The 17,608-nt window shown below is 51.0% G+C and carries 15 protein-coding genes; 7 read left to right on the forward strand and 8 right to left on the reverse strand.

Going from position 1 to position 17,608, the window contains the following annotated elements; all coding sequences use genetic code 11:
- Positions 1-49: 49 nt before the first annotated feature.
- A complete protein-coding gene (locus ACKPCT_RS06490) occupies positions 50-517 on the reverse strand; it encodes a hypothetical protein (protein WP_319568715.1) in 468 nt (155 codons plus the stop codon).
- Positions 518-902: 385 nt separating this feature from the next.
- On the opposite strand from ACKPCT_RS06490, the gene ACKPCT_RS06495 reads away from it, so the two are divergent.
- The gene (locus ACKPCT_RS06495) at positions 903-2,594 is read left to right on the forward strand and encodes a U32 family peptidase C-terminal domain-containing protein (RefSeq protein WP_319568716.1); all 1,692 of its coding nucleotides are present in this window, start codon (positions 903-905) and stop codon (positions 2,592-2,594) included.
- 60 nt (positions 2,595-2,654) lie between these two features.
- Here ACKPCT_RS06495 and ACKPCT_RS06500 read toward each other — a convergent pair whose 3' ends face one another.
- Positions 2,655-3,845, reverse strand: a complete 1,191-nt coding sequence (locus ACKPCT_RS06500; RefSeq protein WP_319568717.1) for a saccharopine dehydrogenase family protein — start codon at positions 3,843-3,845, stop codon at positions 2,655-2,657.
- Positions 3,846-4,159: 314 nt separating this feature from the next.
- Complete coding sequence (locus ACKPCT_RS06505) at positions 4,160-5,317, reverse strand: saccharopine dehydrogenase family protein (RefSeq protein WP_090074806.1); 1,158 nt, start codon at positions 5,315-5,317, stop codon at positions 4,160-4,162.
- Positions 5,318-5,518: 201 nt separating this feature from the next.
- Between ACKPCT_RS06505 and ACKPCT_RS06510 the strand changes: the two genes are divergently transcribed.
- From ACKPCT_RS06510 to ACKPCT_RS06520, 3 genes are all read left to right on the forward strand, one after another.
- Positions 5,519-7,189: a formate--tetrahydrofolate ligase gene (locus ACKPCT_RS06510; protein WP_319568718.1), complete on the forward strand. Its 1,671-nt coding sequence runs from the start codon at positions 5,519-5,521 to the stop codon at positions 7,187-7,189.
- A gap of 70 nt (positions 7,190-7,259) precedes the next feature.
- On the forward strand, positions 7,260-8,174 hold the full coding sequence (gene folD / locus ACKPCT_RS06515; protein WP_319568719.1) for a bifunctional methylenetetrahydrofolate dehydrogenase/methenyltetrahydrofolate cyclohydrolase FolD: 915 nt from the start codon (positions 7,260-7,262) through the stop codon (positions 8,172-8,174).
- Between the two features lie 127 nt (positions 8,175-8,301).
- Positions 8,302-8,622: a DUF1992 domain-containing protein gene (locus tag ACKPCT_RS06520; protein ID WP_175528162.1), complete on the forward strand. Its 321-nt coding sequence runs from the start codon at positions 8,302-8,304 to the stop codon at positions 8,620-8,622.
- A gap of 95 nt (positions 8,623-8,717) precedes the next feature.
- Here the strand turns inward: ACKPCT_RS06520 and ACKPCT_RS06525 are convergent, their stop codons facing one another.
- The 4 genes from ACKPCT_RS06525 to ACKPCT_RS06540 are packed head-to-tail and all read right to left on the reverse strand — an operon-like array spanning position 8,718 to position 13,888.
- A complete protein-coding gene (locus ACKPCT_RS06525) occupies positions 8,718-9,356 on the reverse strand; it encodes a sarcosine oxidase subunit gamma (RefSeq protein ID WP_319568720.1) in 639 nt (212 codons plus the stop codon).
- Positions 9,307-12,318, reverse strand: coding sequence for a sarcosine oxidase subunit alpha family protein (locus ACKPCT_RS06530; protein ID WP_319568721.1), 3,012 nt, complete (start codon positions 12,316-12,318; stop codon positions 9,307-9,309). Before ACKPCT_RS06530 ends, ACKPCT_RS06525 begins: the two co-directional genes overlap by 50 nt.
- Positions 12,315-12,626 carry a sarcosine oxidase subunit delta gene (locus ACKPCT_RS06535; protein ID WP_090074800.1) on the reverse strand — a complete coding sequence of 104 codons (312 nt, stop codon included), beginning with the start codon at positions 12,624-12,626 and terminating at the stop codon, positions 12,315-12,317. Before ACKPCT_RS06535 ends, ACKPCT_RS06530 begins: the two co-directional genes overlap by 4 nt.
- Positions 12,627-12,640: 14 nt before the next feature.
- Positions 12,641-13,888: a sarcosine oxidase subunit beta family protein gene (locus ACKPCT_RS06540; RefSeq protein WP_319568722.1), complete on the reverse strand. Its 1,248-nt coding sequence runs from the start codon at positions 13,886-13,888 to the stop codon at positions 12,641-12,643.
- 1,006 nt (positions 13,889-14,894) lie between these two features.
- On the opposite strand from ACKPCT_RS06540, the gene ACKPCT_RS06545 reads away from it, so the two are divergent.
- The 3 genes from ACKPCT_RS06545 to ACKPCT_RS06555 all read left to right on the forward strand — a co-directional run bounded on the left by ACKPCT_RS06545 (position 14,895) and on the right by ACKPCT_RS06555 (position 16,005).
- Positions 14,895-15,104 carry a cold-shock protein gene (locus tag ACKPCT_RS06545; RefSeq protein WP_090074798.1) on the forward strand — a complete coding sequence of 70 codons (210 nt, stop codon included), beginning with the start codon at positions 14,895-14,897 and terminating at the stop codon, positions 15,102-15,104.
- A 209-nt stretch (positions 15,105-15,313) separates the two neighbouring features.
- Positions 15,314-15,646 carry a hypothetical protein gene (locus tag ACKPCT_RS06550; protein WP_090074797.1) on the forward strand — a complete coding sequence of 111 codons (333 nt, stop codon included), beginning with the start codon at positions 15,314-15,316 and terminating at the stop codon, positions 15,644-15,646.
- 182 nt (positions 15,647-15,828) lie between these two features.
- Positions 15,829-16,005: a hypothetical protein gene (locus ACKPCT_RS06555; RefSeq protein ID WP_319568723.1), complete on the forward strand. Its 177-nt coding sequence runs from the start codon at positions 15,829-15,831 to the stop codon at positions 16,003-16,005.
- Between the two features lie 217 nt (positions 16,006-16,222).
- Here the strand turns inward: ACKPCT_RS06555 and ACKPCT_RS06560 are convergent, their stop codons facing one another.
- The gene (locus ACKPCT_RS06560) at positions 16,223-17,572 is read right to left on the reverse strand and encodes a family 4 glycosyl hydrolase (protein WP_319568724.1); all 1,350 of its coding nucleotides are present in this window, start codon (positions 17,570-17,572) and stop codon (positions 16,223-16,225) included.
- Positions 17,573-17,608: the final 36 nt, after the last annotated feature.

The following is a 17,608-nucleotide window of genomic DNA, read 5'->3' on the forward strand; positions in this document are numbered from 1 at the left end:
ACGCAAGCCTTCTGTTGAACTTAAACTGACATATTAAATAGCACTTTCCTCAGTAGAAGACCAAGAGGAGAATAATGACAATTGCCAGTGCAATAAGCGCCCACATTTGCGGGCCGCCCAGAAAGCCCTTTACTGCCGCTTCTTCAGCTTCCGCCTCGAGTTCTTCAACCGGGTTTTTTGCCTCGTGAAGAACGTCTTCAAACTCGGGTTTATCATTGCTCATGTCATTTCCCTCCAGTTGATCAAATTCGGCTACAAAGCGCGAAAAATAGTCCGACACGATTGCCTTGCTGACGGTGGGGTCATTTTTGACCAGCTTGCCATTCAGTGTCGTATGCAGAGTGCTGTTTAACTCAAGGACCGTCATTTCCCCCTCTTCTTCAGTGAGGGTGATTTTATGACCGCCCTTTGGCAATAAAGCTGCAGGATCTGTTCCTTGCCAATCTACTTCAAGATAGGGACTATTTTCCCCCGCATCAACGAAGTGATACAGATAATGGATGATTTTTCCATCCAAGACGGAGCTATTTATGGTCGCAAGAAGTGTATTTGAGTCCAGTTGTTCAACGTCAATACAATTAGGAAGGAGTCTTTTTAAAGTTACGGGCGACTTAAGACATCTCTTTATTCTTTTGTAATTTGCTGGAAGTCTATATTCACTCTTAAACTGCATGGGGGTGCCTTATTTCGTGTCGTGCGCCTATTGCTATTTGAATGCTGGTTTGGCATGTGGCAGCTATTTCGTTCCTTCGATCATAACATGCGGGATCCGTATTTTTAACTAATATGTTGGCCCAGTACAAATTCGTGTTCGTCATGAACGAGAAAATACCTACTTTGTGACTGGAAAGAGCCGCTTTTGTTTGATATCAAACACGCCTTATCCCGAATAGGAGTTATCTATGAGCGTGTCCGAGACATCCACTCTTGCGACAAGGGTCAAGAGGCCTGAACGAAGCGAACTACTGATGCCTGCAGGTAATCTAGAAAAGCTGAAGATGGCGGTGCTTTATGGCGCTGATGCGATCTATATGGGCACGCCAGACATGAGTCTCAGAACCAAGTCCCAGATGACGCTGGAAGATGTGGTTGAGGGGATCGAGTTCGCCCATGCACATGGCAAGCGGGTTTATCTAACGCTCAATCTGTTTTCTCACAACAAGGACATCGACAAGCTGCCGCAATATGTCGAGACAGTGCGCAAGGTGAAGCCGGATGGGCTAATCGTTGCCGATCCGGGTGTCTTCATGTTCGTCAAGGCGCAAGCGCCCGAGTTGGAATTGCATGTCTCAACGCAGGCAAATGTTTGTTCGTGGCAATCGGTTAAATTCTGGGAAAGCCAGGGAGCCAGCCTCGTTGTTATGGGGCGTGAGGTTTCTTATCCGGAGCTCGCCGAGGTGCGGGAGAAATGCCCTGACCTGAAGCTTGAGGCCTTTGTGCATGGCTCCATGTGCATGACCTATTCCGGCCGCTGCCTGTTGTCGAACTTCATGGCTGAGCGCGGCGCCAATCAGGGCTCCTGCGCAAACAGCTGTCGCTGGAAATACAAAGTACATATGAAGTTACGTGACGGCACTGTGCGCGAACTGAAGCTGAGCGAAGAAAATCTGGAACTGTTTGACTTCTTCCTAGAGGAGGAACAGCGCCCCGGAGAATTGATGCAGATTGTTGAGGATGAGCGCGGTTCCTACATTCTCAATAGCCGGGATCTTTGCATCATGCCCAAGCTGCCAGACTATCTTTCCATTGGCGTTGATAGCCTCAAGGTCGAAGGGCGCGGCAAAAGCCCATACTATGTGGCCCTTGTTGCCCGCGCATACCGCATGGCGATTGATGATTGGTATGAAGACCCGGACAATTGGGATCCTGAAGCCTATATGGAAGAGCTGGCAACGGTACCAAACCGCGGCTATACGCTTGCTTTCCATGAAGGGCGTCTGACCAATTATGCTCATGGCTATGAAGAGACCTCGACCTTTGCTGAGTGGGAATTTGCGGGCATGGTCAAGGAAGTGCGCGATGATGCTTTTGTTGTTCTGGTCAAGAACAAGCTCGAGGCGGGTGATGTTTTCGAGTTTGTCTCCCCTCACCTGCGTTCGCCCATTCCGATCCGCCTTTATGAATTTGAGGATGCCAAAAATGGCACAATCAAGGATGTGGTCAATCCGGGCACGAATCCCGAAATCCGCATTCCCTTCTCGCTGTTTGATCACGAAGATCCTGGCTTGCTGGCCCAGCATGTGCCCGTTATGACCGTCGTACGCAAGGAACGCGCCTTGACGCCGGCGCAGTGGGCGCGACTGAAGCATGATGCTGAAGCCCATGAACTTGAGCTAGGTACCGGCGATGAAGGTCTCTACGGCCGCAAGAATGTGAAGCTTCAAGACGCTCTGGATGCAGACCAGACAAAGCGCTCAACCAAGAGCCCGCGCCTTGGCACAGAAGGCTGCTGTGGTCGTGGCTGTAATGGCTGCACCATCTTCTGGAATGACCCGAAATATGAGAAGGCGCGTACGCTGCTTGCCAAGAACGAACAAGGCAAGTTGCTAACCAAGCAACAGGCACGGCAAGAAGTTATCAAGAAGGTTTCATAACAAATAAGAAGGGAGGGTTTGGCACCCTCCCTTCTTTATATGCGATTGGGATAACTGTTTTTATTCAGCTGCAATAATACGGGATTGGACACAGTAATCTGTGTGATGCACCGCATCTCCCAACTCGGAGATGGTCTCTAGCCATTCGCGAATGACAGCGGGATCTGAGGGCGCAGCCTGCACGCCGGGCTTCAATTTGCCCTTAAAGGCGGCTTCCGTCGCCAGACTGACGGTGTTGGAGACAAGACGCGCCATGGCGCTGGCATGTCTGGTTCCGACGCTATCTATACTTTTGGCCTTGTGCCAGATTGTGATGCCGTTTCGCATAACTTTTAATTCGACCGTCAGCACGACGCGATCAAATTCGCCATCTTCATACAGATAGTCTGCCCAGAGCTTGTCGCTTAGCGGGCCAAGTTCGGCATCTACCTTGTCCGCGTCTGTTGTTTCAATGGTATTGAAAATATCTTTCCATGCTTCGGCCCAACCATTCAGACGCAAAGTACCGCGCACGAAACGCTTCATGGTCCAGTCTTCCGAGATGCCATAGTGCGGCATGAAGACAACCGAGTTGCGGTTCGGGTAGGACTGGAATGTTTCCATGCCCTCAGCAAGGGCCACATCATAGGATTTTACAGCGTCCCATGGTTTGGCGATGTCGATTTCCTTGCCTTCAACGATGGCTTTGGCCGGGTTTTTCAGCGCCTTGAGCACGCCAAGGGGCGACCAGCTGAATTTGTAGGTAAAGTCGTTGGCAATGGCCGGAAAACCACCACAATAGGATTGGAAGTCGTGCTCGTTGTCGGGCGAGAATTGCGGGCTGGCTTTATAATCTTCAATGAGCAAATGTGAAAGCAAATGATCAATGCCGGGGTCAAGCCCGACTTCATTGATAAAGATAAGCCCCTTATCTTTTGCCTCGGCATCAAGCTCTGCCATCTCCGGGCTGATATATGATGAGGAAACAAAGTTTGCCCCCTTCTCAAGGCATAGCTTGGCGATGTTGAGATGCATGGAGGCGGGCAACATGGAAACGACAATGTCGCCCACTGCAATTGCCTTTGCCAACTCGTCGTTGTCGGCTTTATGCAGCGTTACGTTGCCGGTAAGGCCTTTTGTTGCTGCCTTGGCTTTTTCAAGATCCTGCTCCCAAAGATTGACGGGGTAGTCTTTGGCGACAAGTCTGCGGATGCCGGGAACGGAGGCCAGTCCGGCGCCGAGCCAGTGAATTTTCTTGAGTGGTTCGCTCATTGATAACGCTCCAGAGGAAGGGTGTTAGGCAGCTTCTGACTGTCTTTTGTCTGAGCTTTGCGCTTCCTGGTGGGGCGTTCAAGTGGCTTTGTCGGTCACTTTGGCAAAATGGCGGGCATTTTCGTCAATCTGTTTGTGCTAATGACGCAAATGGACAGAATGCCAATGAATTGGGCATGCCTAATAATTAATCTCTGTGCGTTAGTCTTTCGTTTTATGCTTATCCCTAATGGAGCGAAATAAAATATGTTCTTGCGAGTCAAAAAGGCCCGACAGATGCCGGACCTTTGATGCAATGGCTAAATGATGCTCTATCAGGACACATGTTCGGTCAGGTGGAACTCATCCCCATGCGCCTTGATTTCTTCAAACCAGCGATGGATCGTTGTAGGATCTGACGGTGCTGCGGATACGCCCGCAGGGAGAGAGCCTTCCAAAACAGTTTCAACCGCGAGGCTAACAGTAATGGAGACGAGCCGCGCCATGGCTGAGAATTCTTTGCTGCCTTTGGAATCAAGGGCATAGTCTTTGTGCCAGACAACCTTGCCATCTTTGCTGGCCTTCAGGTCAACAACCAGAACAACCCTGTCCGGTTCTCCCTCATCATAAGCATAGTCCGTCCAGAGCTGCTCGCTCATGGCCGCCAGTTTTGCATCGCCATCCGGACCTGCCAATTCATTTTCAACGAAATGGAAAATATCGGCCCACGCATCTGACCAGCCATCAAGGCGCAAGGTGCCGCGTACGAAGGTGTGGACGTTCCAATCGCTGCCCATGCCATAGGCTTGCATGAAGGGCAAGGAGTTGCGGTTTGGATAGGACTGAAAGACTTCTGCGCCACCTGGCAGATTGGCAGAATAGTCTGAAATCGCATCCCATGGTTTCTGTGTGTTGACTTCCTTGCCGCCCATGATGGCTTTTGCCGGGCTTTTGAGAGCCTTGAGAACCCCAAGGGGAGACCAGCTGAATTTATAGCGGAAGTCGTTGGCAACAGCTGGGAAGCCGCCGCAGAAGGACCGGAATTCGTGGCTATTGGCCGGATCGTAAGCGTCGCTTGCCTTGTAATCGCTCATAAGGAGATGGGCTAGCAAATGGTCAAGACCGGGGTCGAGGCCCACTTCGTTGACGAAGGTCAGCCCCTTGGCCTTTGCTTTTTCGTCCAATGCAGCCATTTCCGGACTGACATAGGAAGACGAAACAAAATGAGCGTCTTTCTCAAGGCAAAGTTCGGCAATTTGTAAGTGCATCGTGGCAGGCAGCATGGAAACAGCGACATCTCCGGGCTTCAATTCTGCACTGAGAGCATCAAGGGTGAATTCCTTGACATCGAATGAGCCGCTCAATCCTTGCGTTGCTGCCTCTGCTTTGGAGAGGGTACGGTTCCAAAGGGTGATTTCTCGGTTTTTGGAAATAAGGCGGCGGATACCCGGCACGGAAGAAAGCCCCGCACCAAGCCAATGAATATGTGACATACTACTGTTTCCCTCGTATTTTGTTTCCCTTTGGTATACCAGTATTTTTGTCACCTGCAAGGCGTGACTGCCTGACTTGTCGAAAGAATGGCATTTGTTACAGGGGTAGCTTGATTTTTGCCTGTTGTTCGCAATACATCATCTTAACAGAACCAAAACCAGAGCATTCCACTGTCCGATTAAAAGTGAGACCCGCTATCGATGCAAAGTGATATAGACATTGCCCGCGCCGCCACACTGAAACCAATCGCCCAGATAGGCGAACACCTTTCTATTCCCGCAGAACAGCTAATCCCCTTCGGACATGACAAAGCCAAGCTCTCGCAAGACTGCATGAACGCACTGGCAGATCGCCCCAATGGCAAGCTTATTCTGGTGACGGCCATAAGTCCTACTCCCGCGGGGGAAGGCAAGACAACCACCACAGTTGGGTTGGGTGATGCGCTCAATGCGATTGGCAAGAAGGCAAGCGTCTGTATTCGCGAAGCCTCGCTGGGGCCCTGTTTTGGCGTTAAGGGTGGCGCCGCTGGTGGCGGCATGGCGCAGGTTGTTCCGATGGAAGAAATGAACCTGCATTTCACGGGTGATTTTCATGCGGTAACAGCGGCGCACAATCTGCTCGCCGCGATGGTCGACAATCACATCTATTGGGGCAATGAACTCGACATTGATGTGCGGCGGATCAAATGGCGTCGCGTTGTTGACTTGAATGACCGATCCTTACGGCAGATCACGACGGGACTTGGCGGTGTTGCGAACGGATTTCCGTCAGAATCTGGTTTCGACATTACTGTCGCCTCAGAGGTGATGGCCATTCTTTGTCTGGCAGAAAACCATAAGGATTTGCAGCGCCGTTTGGGCGACATTATTGTTGGCTATCGCAGGGACCGCACACCTGTCTATTGCCGCGATATCGGCGCTGACGGGGCCATGACGGTTCTGCTTAAACAGGCCATCCTGCCCAATCTGGTGCAGACGCTGGAGAATAATCCTGCCTTTGTGCATGGCGGCCCTTTCGCTAATATTGCTCACGGCTGCAACTCGGTGCTTTCCACCAAGGCTGCACTCAAGCTTTCCGATTATGTCGTAACGGAAGCTGGCTTTGGAGCCGATCTCGGGGCGGAGAAATTCTTCAACATCAAATGCCGCAAAGCAGGTGTCGCGCCTGATGCTGCCGTTATTGTGGCAACCGTCAGGGCGCTCAAGATGAATGGCGGCGTAGCCAAGGCCGATTTGGGCACCCCTGATGAGGATGCTGTTTTGGCTGGATGTGCGAATCTTGGTCGCCACATCGAGAATGTCAAAAAGTTCGAAGTTCCTGTCGTTGTTGCAATCAATCATTTCACCTCGGACACCGTAGAAGAAACCGCCGTGGTGCAGCGTTATGTTGAGAGCATGGGATGCAAGGCCATTCTGTGTACGCACTGGGCGGATGGCTCCAAAGGGGCTGTGGCGTTGGCCGAAGCCGTTGTAGCCATGACAGAGCAGGAAAAGCCGCAATTCAAGTTGCTTTATCGGGATTCCATGTCGTTCGTGACAAAAATCGAGATTGTGGCCAAGGAGATTTATGGCGCTAGGGGTGTTCTCATCAACCAGAAGATCCGCCAGCAACTGGAGCAATGGGAAGCGGAGGGTTATGGCGAGCTGCCTGTTTGCATGGCGAAGACCCAATATAGCTTCTCAACAGACCCGACGCTGCTGGGCGCACCAAGTGATTTTGACGTCCCTGTCAGAGAAGTTCGCCTTTCTGCCGGGGCGGGTTTCATTGTCGTGATTTGCGGGGAAATCATGACAATGCCGGGACTGCCGCGCAAACCGGCGGCCCTGTCTATCCACCTTAATGAAAAAGGCGACATTGAAGGCTTGTTCTAAGGAGTCTATAGCTGTTGGCAACTTATTGCCGCATGAGCATGGAATCACACGTCTTGAAAGAGAGAAGCACATGACCGCAACACGCATTGATGGCAAGGCGATTGCCGCAGCGCTGAGAGAAAAAATTGCCGTCGAGGGCAAAAAACTGATCGATGAGACCGGCGTCGTGCCAGGCATTGCAGTGGTCATTGTTGGAGAAGATCCTGCCAGCAAGGTTTATGTCGCGTCCAAAGGCAAAGCTGCCAATGAATGCCATTTCAAATCGGTGGAACATGCTCTGCCAGCAGATACTTCAGAAGACACACTCTTGTCTCTTGTGGGCGAGTTGAATGAAGACGAAAGCATTCATGGCATTCTGGTTCAGCTCCCCCTGCCTGATCATATTGATGAATCCAAGGTGCTGGAATTGATCCGCCCTGACAAGGATGTTGACGGGTTTCATCCAATCAATGTAGGGCTGCTCACTGCAGGAGCCAAAGACAAGGCAATGGTGCCCTGTACGCCAGCGGGGTCGCTTATTCTGACCAAGAGGTCTCTGGGTGATCTTTCCGGCAAATCCGCGGTGGTGGTCGGGCGCTCCAACATTGTTGGCAAACCGATGGCGGCTCTTTTGCTGGCAGAAAGCTGCACGGTAACCATCGCGCATAGCCGGACAAAGGATTTGCCAAGCGTTGTGAAGGCTGCGGATATTGTTGTTGCTGCGGTTGGTCGCCCCCAAATGATCAAGGGCGACTGGATCAAGGATGGTGCGTGTGTCATCGACGTGGGGATCAACCGCATCCCCGCTCCCGAACGTGGGGAAGGCAAAACGCGGCTTGTTGGCGATGTTGATTATGATGGCGCTGCAGAGCATGCGGGTTTCATAACGCCGGTTCCGGGTGGCGTTGGTCCGATGACCATTGCGTTGCTGATGGCCAATACACTCACCTCCGCACGGCGTGCCGCTGGCTTGGAAGACCTTGACTACGCAGCGCTTCTTGGCTGATGCGCTCGGACTGTAAGGCGGTTTGGTCTGGCTCATCAAAGAGCCGTCCACATAACCTTCTACTCATTGAAGTGTCATGAATTTGATCTTATCTTTAAAGGGCCGGAACGGTCTGATGGAGTAAATGATGCCTAACAAAGACGTCACTGAATATCTTATTGCGAAAGTGAAATCGGAAGGTTTGCTTGAAGGTTATAAGCGTGCACGCAAACCCAAGCCACCTCAACAGAGTGACGATACCTTCCTGAAGGCTGGCTATCGCATTTTGGAAGAAACTGGCGCCATGCCGCGCGAAATCGAACTGAAGAAGGCCATCGCCGAAGAGTTCGAAAAGTTGAGCGAAGCCAAGACTGACGAGGAAAAGGAAGAGCATTTCCGCAGATTGGCAGAACTGCAAATGGTGCTTGGCGTAGAGCAGGATGCCCGTCGCAAATTCTATACCGAATGATCTTTATGCATCATATGAAATGAAAGAACCCGCCCTGTTTCAAGGCGGGTTTTCTTTTGGCTCACTAATGCTAAACTATTCTATTTATTCATATTTTAGGCTACGTTATATTCCAACGCAGCATCCAGAAGATAGTCCGAGACATAGTCGGAAAAGGAATTTCTGACAAGAATAGCATAGTGATCACGCGTTGCCCTTTGCCATATTGTGACATCGCATCGCGCATATAGGCTATTGACGCAGTGCCCCTTTCTCCATTTATTGGAATAGAAATCAATTGAGCAGCCCTTGCTTAGCACATCGCGAGAGGATGGCCCCGCAAGGGACAGCATGACTTTGCTATTTGAGATATCAACCAAAGCACAGTGATACTCTGCGAGAGCCAAAGCCATCTCCGGCAGAGGTTTTAAAGAATCTGTTTCATTGGCAATGATCAGCCACTCATCAGGTCCCATCCAGAGAGCGGCAACTTCGCCTTTCTCCTGACTGCTGCATGGCTTGACTGGAAGGGGCGACCCGATCAGATTTTTGACTGCCGCCAGAAACGATTTGTCCGCACTATTGCCGCGCAACGTGATCAAATTAGGCTCACTTTCAAGCGAAAGAGTAACGGCTTGGCCGGAGCCGTTTTTGAGTAGATCTCGTTTGGCATATAAAGGGGATTGAGCTGAAAGGTGCTGCAAGTTATCCATCCCGATGGGCTCCTTCAATGTCATAGAAAATCGGGTCGACAATTGTCACCTTGTGCCAGTTACCCAATGAGAAGCTGTGTAGCTGCTCGCCCTTCCGGCCAAGACCACCTTCAATGAGAGCAAGCGCGATGGAATGACCCAGATGCTCACTCCAGTAACTGGATGTGACATGCCCCACCATGGGAATTGGTGTCGGCGCGTCGGGGTTTTCAACGATCTGCGCGCCTTCCTCCAGAATAAATTCCGGGCTTTCTGTCATCAATCCCACGAGCTGCTTGCGATCACTGCGCACAGTGTCCGGTCTGGCGTGAGATCGCATGCCGATGAAATCCGGTTTGTTTTTGGAGACAATCCAGTTGAGCCCGAGGTCTTGCGGTGTCTGCGATCCATCAGTGTCTTGCCCAACCAGGATATAGCCTTTTTCGGCCCGCAAGATATGCATGGCCTCGGTGCCATATGGCGTTATATTCCATTCCTGTCCAACGTTGGCCACATGGCTCCAAAGAGCAAGTCCATATCGTGCCGGGATATTGATTTCATAGGCCAGTTCTCCAGTGAACGAGATCCGGAATATGCGGGCCATCACGCCGCCGATCTGGACTTCTTTGTGCGTGAGGAACGGGAAGGCTTTTGCGCTCCAATCTTCGTCAGCGTTGAGCCGCTCCATGACATCCCGCGCTTTGGGGCCATTGATGGCAATGGTTGCCCATTCTTCCGTAATAGAAGTGCAATAGACCTTGAGATCAGGCCACTCTGTTTGCAAATAGTCTTCCATATGGCTCAAGACATGTGCTGCGCCGGCAGTGGTCGTTGTGGTTATGAAATGCGTGTCATCAAGGCATGTGATGACGCCATCATCCAACACCATGCCATCTTCTCCGCACATGATGCCATAGCGACAATTCCCGGGCTTCAGGTTCGTGACGGAGTTTGTGTAAAGCCGATTGATGAACTCGCGTGCATCCGGCCCTTGAATATCGATTTTCCCCAAAGTCGAAACGTCGAGCATACCGACGCCCTTGCGTACCGCCTTGCATTCTCGCCTGACCGCTGCGTCCATGTCTTCGCCTGCTCTGGCATAGTACCAAGGGCGGTTCCATTGACCGACATTTTCAAATAGTGCTCCGGCCTTCACATGCGCTTCATGCATCGGGGTTGTGCGCACGGGGTCCGTCAGGGGGCCAACAAAGCGTCCGGCGACTGCCCCGAATGAAACTGGCGTATAAGGCGGACGGAAGGTCGTGGTGCCCGTTTCTTCAATGGAAGATGCGGTTTGCCTGGCCAATATAGCCAAGGCGTTGATGTTGCCGGTTTTGCCCTGATCCGTTCCGAAACCACTTAAGGTATAGCGCTTCATATGCTCAACGGAGTCAAAGCCCTCTCGCTTGGCAAGGGCAATGTCTGCGGCAGTCGTGTCATTTTGAAAATCAACAAACTGCTTGAGTTTCCCTTGATCCGTTGGATTTTGTGCGGGGACCTGCCAGCAGGCTTCGGGCACACCGGAGTCTGGTTCCTCAGCGGCATAACGGCGGGCCGTTTTTCTTGTAGGTTTACCGTAGGCCGCTGCTGCCTTGATGCTCTCACGGCTGCCCGCACGCAGCGCTTCGATCAAGCTGAAGTCGCCATTGGCAGCTCCAATGACAGAGCATTCCTTCTGGCCGTAGATATCCGGCACAAATGCGCATATTTCTGCGTCATAGCGCAGTTTGCCAGAAGCCTGACTAAAGAGATGAACAGCCGGACTCCAACCGCCAGAAATCATCAGAATGTCGGCCTCAAACCGCTCCTCCTTGCCGGTGATCGTATGACCGTTCCATGGTGCAGCATTGACCCCCTTGAAGCGATTGACACCAAGTGTCGCGGTTACAACATGGCCAGACAATAAACGCGTTCCGGTAGCGAACAGCTCTTCAACCAGTGGGCCCTGAGGTTCCTGCCGTGGGTCGATGACGGCAACAAGATCGCCACCAGCCTTTTTGAAATCCAGCGCGGCCTCATAAGCCGCGTCATTGTTGGCAAACAGGATGGCGCTTTTGCCCGGAAGAACAGCGAAGCGATTGACATAGCTTTGAACCGCGCCTGCGAGCATGATGCCCGGCCGATCATTGTCTGAAAAGACCAGAGGCCTTTCATGGGAGCCTGTGGCCAGAATGACCTTGTCAGCGCGAATGTGCCATAGGCGCTCTCTCACATTGGCTGGGGTGGATGCCTCTCCCTTGTGATCAAGACGTCTTTCAATGGCAATGATATAATTCTGGTCGAAATAGCCAATCGCAGTAGTGTTCGGCAAAAGAAGCGCAGTGTCACAGGTTTCCAACTCTGAAGTGACGCCAGAAACCCAATCCATTACACTTATCTTGTCGATGGTTCGGTTTTGAGAAAGCAGAGAGCCTCCAAATTCGGGCAAAGCATCAACCAGAGCCACCCGTGCCCCGGAAAGTGCGGCGTCTCTGGCGGCTGCCAATCCTGCTGGCCCCGCTCCGACCACCATCAGGTCAACATGTCTGTGCATATGGTCATAGACATCGGGATCCGGATCGCTCGGCGCTTTGCCCAATCCTGCGGATCTGCGGATGATTGGTTCAAACACCTTCTGCCATAGCGTGCTTGAGCCGAACATTGTCTTGTAATAGAAGCCGGCGCTCATCAATCGCTGACCTATGCTGCTCAACCGTCTTGCATCATATCGCAAAGAAGGCCATGCGTTGACCGACGCGGCAATGAGCCCCGGATGCAAATAGGTTTCCGTCGCTTTGGAGTTTGGTTCGCTGCGGTTGGACACATTGATTTGCATTATTGCGTTGGGTTCTTCAGGCCCAGCGGTCATGATGCCGCGCGGTCGGGCATATTTCATGGAGCGAGCAACAAGATGGATATCGTTGGCGAGCAATGCGGACGCCAGCGTATCACCCTCATATCCCAGATAGTAGGTGCCATTAAAGCGAAACCGGATCGGAACGTCGCGATTGATCCGCCCGCCAGAGGGCAGTCGATTGACACTCATTTCGCGCCTCCTTTCCGGCTCTCTTTTTTAAGTTCCGCAATAGACGGTTTCTCAAGGGCCGTGTAGGAGCCGATGATTGTGTGATTGCTCGTGTCGCGCAAAAGATTGAACCATCGGCGACACCCATGGACATGGAACCAGCGTTCGCGCATGAGCCCCTTTTTGTTGGGGCGGCCAAAGAGATAGGCTCCCCACGCTTCGTCTGAAACCTCGGAGGGGGAGTCAGGGCGTTCAATATGAGCCTCACCGCCATAGGAAAACTCGGTTTCGTCACGGTCACCGCAATAGGGACATTTGATTTTCAACATATGCTCAGTTCCCTCTAATGCGCGACGCCAGCGGCGCCATGTTCATCAATCAAGTGACCTGTCGAAAAACGATCGAGCGTGAAGGCTGCGTTCAACGCGTGCGGCGCTTCATTGGCGATGGTGTGTGCGAAAACAAAACCGGATCCGGGTATGGCCTTGAACCCTCCGGTGCCCCAGCCTGCGTTGAGATAAAGATTCTTAACTGGCGTAGTTGAGATGATCGGGCAAGCGTCTGGAGTTGTATCGACGATACCACCCCACATGCGCATCAGTTTTAGACGCGAGAAGATTGGAAAGAGTTCCAGTAGGGCAGAAATCTGATGCTCCACCACATGGAACGAGCCCCGTTGAGCATAGGATTGGTAAGCATCAATGCCTGCTCCCAGAACAAGCTCGCCTTTGTCTGATTGGCTCACATAGACATGGACAGCGTTCGACATGACGACTGTATCGAGCACGGGCTTGATTGGCTCGGAAACCATGGCTTGCAAGGGATGACTGGTAATAGGCACAGCAAAGCCAGCCATTTCTGCTAGAACCGAAGAGTGCCCAGCGGTGCAAATACCGATCTTGTGAGCCGTTATGGTGCCGCGATTGGTTTCAACTCCAGTTACGCGGTCGCCTTGCCTGGTAATGCCTGTGACTTCGCAATTCTGGATGATATCAACGCCGCGCATATCGGCTGCGCGCGCGTAGCCCCAGGCAACGGCATCGTGGCGCGCCGTACCTGCCCGTTTTTGTAGGGATGCCCCAAGAACCGGATAACGGGCCTTCTTGTCTGTGCGAATGATCGGGCAGAAGGCCCTCACCGCTTCTGCATCGAGCCATTCTGCATCGATACCATTGAGCTTATTGGCATTTACCCGTCGCTTTGTGTCTCTAACATCCTGCAGGCTATGGGCCAGATTAAGAACACCTCTTTGGCTAAGCATGATGTTGTAATTGAGATCTTTGGAAAGCCCCTCATAAAGTTGCAGCGATTTTTCATATAGATGGGCGGCATCATCCCAAAGATAATTGGAGCGTACGATGGTTGTGTTGCGTCCGGTATTTCCTCCGCCGATCCACCCCTTTTCCAAAACCGCAACTTTTCGAACGCCATGGTTTTTTGCCAAATAGTAGGCAGTAGCAAGACCGTGCCCTCCTCCACCAATAATGATAACATCATAGTGGTTTTTTGGAGTTGGGCTCCGCCATTGCCTAGGCCAATCCTGATGGTAGGTCATGGCGTTGTGAGCGAGAGATGCGAATGAAAAGCGCATTGAATTGCCTCAATGGTGATTGCTGGTCGGCTGCATAGTCCTATTGAATCAGTTTTTTCCCTTAATGGTATGGAAGCCGACCATAGCGTCGAAATCAACCCAGACGAGATAATGCTTTCGTGCGTTTCTCGGGTGTTAGGTGAATTGATCCAAATTTCATGACTGATTTAGAGTTAGTATTTATTACCCTTATTTATTTTTAGGGTAAGTTTTTAATCCTCATGGGTCTCAATCAGAGCTTCAAGCAAACGACATTTCTTCGGAGCCATGTTAATTGCCGGGCAACCAAACGGGGCACGACTGCTAATGGGCTAACACTGTCGCGTGTCTCACGCGACCATGTGCTTGATTAATCGCATTGCGATAGCGGAATATTGACCGGACGGCTACGAATATCTGCTACATGAATTAGAATATCTGGCTGTCTATCATGACGTGCAAGGAAGGAGGTATTTATAGTCATTATGGGCGAAAAATGTCGCTATTGTGCCGATTTTCAAGACTATCCGCGATGAGGTTGAGCATTACTTGGATATGGAAATATATATATTGTTTTTACCATTTTTCTTCTTCCATTGCGGCGTGTTTTGTCCGATGCATTGCTCCTGATTGATTTTCGAGCAAATTGGGAATTTTTGTGGCAAATATTTCGTCATTGACCGCAGTTTTAGCGATTTAAATTATAAATTCGTTTAAATAACTTTCATTGAAATCATTTTTCAAAACGGCACACATGACGTTTTTGTAAGTAATTTCATGATTTTAGATGAAAATATTTTAGATTAGAATTGGTATTTGTAACATTAATGTGAAATTTCCAAACAGACGTAAATCTAATCTTTGAGTTTTGATTTTTGTGATGTAATCTTTAAGCGTTGGTTTTTCTGAAGCGTTTGGTTTGCCGCGCGCGTAAGCGGCTACTCAGGGCCTCACGAAGAAGATGACTACCCCATGGTGTACATGAGGTACCCATGGACAAGACCCTTAAGTCAAAAGGAAATTTGAAATGGCAACCGGAACTGTTAAGTGGTTCAACCCAACCAAGGGCTATGGCTTCATTGAGCCAGCTGAAGGTGGAAAAGATGCGTTCGTTCACATCTCTGCGGTTGAACGTTCCGGCCTAACAACCCTTACCGAAGGTCAGAAGGTTGAATATGAAATGGTTGAAGGTCGCAACGGCAAAGAAAATGCCGATAGTCTAAAAGTGCTTGGCTAAAGCGATCTAACAGTCCATTGAAGGCTTAAACAATCTTGAGACCCTGGTGCCAGCATCGGGGTTTTTTGCTGTCCATATTTTTGTGGCATGTGTCTCTTTTGTCTATTTATTTTTCTCTTCCTCTTGCAGAAATTTGATCTTATTCCTACCTAGTCTATAATGAGTCCGTACCAATCAACGGGCTCGGTTAAGGAAGTGTCTTCACGCACATGTCACGCCAACTGCGAAGCATTCTTGTTATCATGCTTTTGTTGTTCGGGCTTTATGCCGGGACAGGTAAGACATTTGCGCTTGATCACAAGCAGCCGGTGTCTTGTAGCGAAGCGACCAAGATTTCCGCCTCTGACGGCACGCAATTAATCGGCTGCGGTGAAGAACAGCAGTATCAAACCTGTTCTTCAGATGGTTCGTTTTCTTTTTTCCTGATTAAAAGCGACCTTGATACGCACAACGGGCCTTTTCATATCATCCCCTACTCTATTGTAGAGATAGATCTTAGGGGAGCGACCATTCCGCCTGATACCCCTCCTCCCATATCCTGAAGTGATGAGAATTTTTGTTCGTGTTTAGCCCACTCTTTTCAGGAGTGGCGCCAATCGCGATTGCAGTGATCGTTTATCTCGCAGCAAAGCTTAGTAGAGTCTTGTGCGCCCTTGTTGACGCGCAGAAGCTCCTTAGACGGCGTTGCAAAAGGCATTTTTCATTGTCTGACAGAGGACAAATTATGGGCACACCAAACAAACATGCGACCATTATGGGTGAGCGTATGAAACCGGAATTGTCGGAACAGGATGAACTGACGCAGTTTCTGCGCAAGGCATCCAGTTTGGGGTTTTCGGGCAAGGAAATAGATCAGCTCAAGGCTCGATACGGGGCGCACATCGATATTGAAATGCGATAATCGGCCAGCGCCAATTCTCGGCATAGACCCCTGAGGTTTGGCTCTAGGGCTATTTTGAAGGCGGCCTCGCCCGCAATTATATCCTTTACCCGCATTTACATTAAGCTGCTACTCAGCAGCTTACGCGGGACTTGACTGCACATATAAAAACGCTGACGCGGTCTTGTGAACCACGCCAGCGTCAATCTTTATAAGCTCAAAATCTTGCGCTTGCGCCTTAGTCTTTGAGGTTCTCTAGAGCAGTCCAGAGCTCTTCGAACAGGGCTTCGCAGTCGCGTGGAGAGTTGGCGACCAGCGGATCAATCATGAAGCCACTGAAGATCTTCTCCTTGTCATTTTCCATGACACCTTCCAGCACAAGGCCCTGCACCGTCAGGTTCCGGCTCACGAGGGACTGCACAGCAGCAGGCAGAATGCCGCAAGATACGGTTTCGATCTTGTTTTCGCTGACCAGACCGTAGCTTTCCACGATGCTGCCCAAAGGAGCAAAGTTGTTCTGCCCCGTGTTCGGCATGTTCACCTGTGTACGGCAAGGCTTGTCGGAAGCACCGCTGAGCGCCTCAATCATCAAGACACCTTCTTCGCCCGAAGGTTTGAGGTCGGAATCAAGGAATTCCTGGCGGGCTTCGTCCTGCGATGCCTGGCGTTTGACGCGCCATTCGTATGGCGTGAGAACAACGCCCCAGCTATTCAGCTCTTCACCGCTCTTGATATACCATGGAATGAACTCTGCCAGATGGCGGTCCCCCGCTGCTCCAAGTACGCCAAAGCGCTTGAACAGATCCTTGGCAATCTCGAAGTCGGAGTCAAACCAAAGCTCTTCCTTGGTGCGGTTTGCAGCATTGGCTTTCAGGGTATCAACATCAAGAGGCTTCATGGCCGACTTAAATTCTTCGAAGATGTCTTGGCCGTTCCACTGTGCGCCTGTTGCGAAGGTGAAGTGGTTCACGCCAGCAATGTCGAGTTTGATGTCATGACGTGCTGGAAGCGGCACATCATAATGCTCGCTTACCCACTTGCAGAGCATTTCCTGCGTGTGGAACACTTCGTGGCAGCAACCAACGGCCTTGATGTTCGGCTGGGCGGCTACGAGAGCCGCGGTGCACCATGCCATAGGGTTGGTGTAGTTGATGACCCATGCATCAGGGCAAACGTCCATGATGTGATTGGCGAAATCAGCCATGACCGGAATAGACCGAATGGCGCGAGCGATGCCGCCAGGGCCCGTCGTGTCACCAACGCTTTGGTAGATGCCATATTTTTCAGGGATCTTGAGGTCTATGAAACGGTTTTCGGTCGGGCCAGGTTCAATGGAAATAACGACAAAATCCGCACCAGCCAGTGCGCGGTCGAGATCGGCCTCGACCTCAACTTCGAATTTTCCGGTTGCTTCCGGGCGGGAGAAAATGTGCTTGCTGACTTCTTTGTTCTTTTCAGCAGCTTCATTGTTGATGTCATACAGAACGAGACTGCCGCTAAGGGTTTTGGAAAGAGCGAGGTCGGCCATGAGGTGCAGAGCCCACTGCTGACTGCCTCCTCCGATATATGCGATTTTTACGTTTTTCATAAGCTAGGCTTTCGAGTTTGTAATCATGTGAATGAG

The sequence above is a fragment of the Cohaesibacter marisflavi genome (assembly GCF_963665895.2).
Taxonomy (GTDB): domain Bacteria; phylum Pseudomonadota; class Alphaproteobacteria; order Rhizobiales; family Cohaesibacteraceae; genus Cohaesibacter; species Cohaesibacter marisflavi.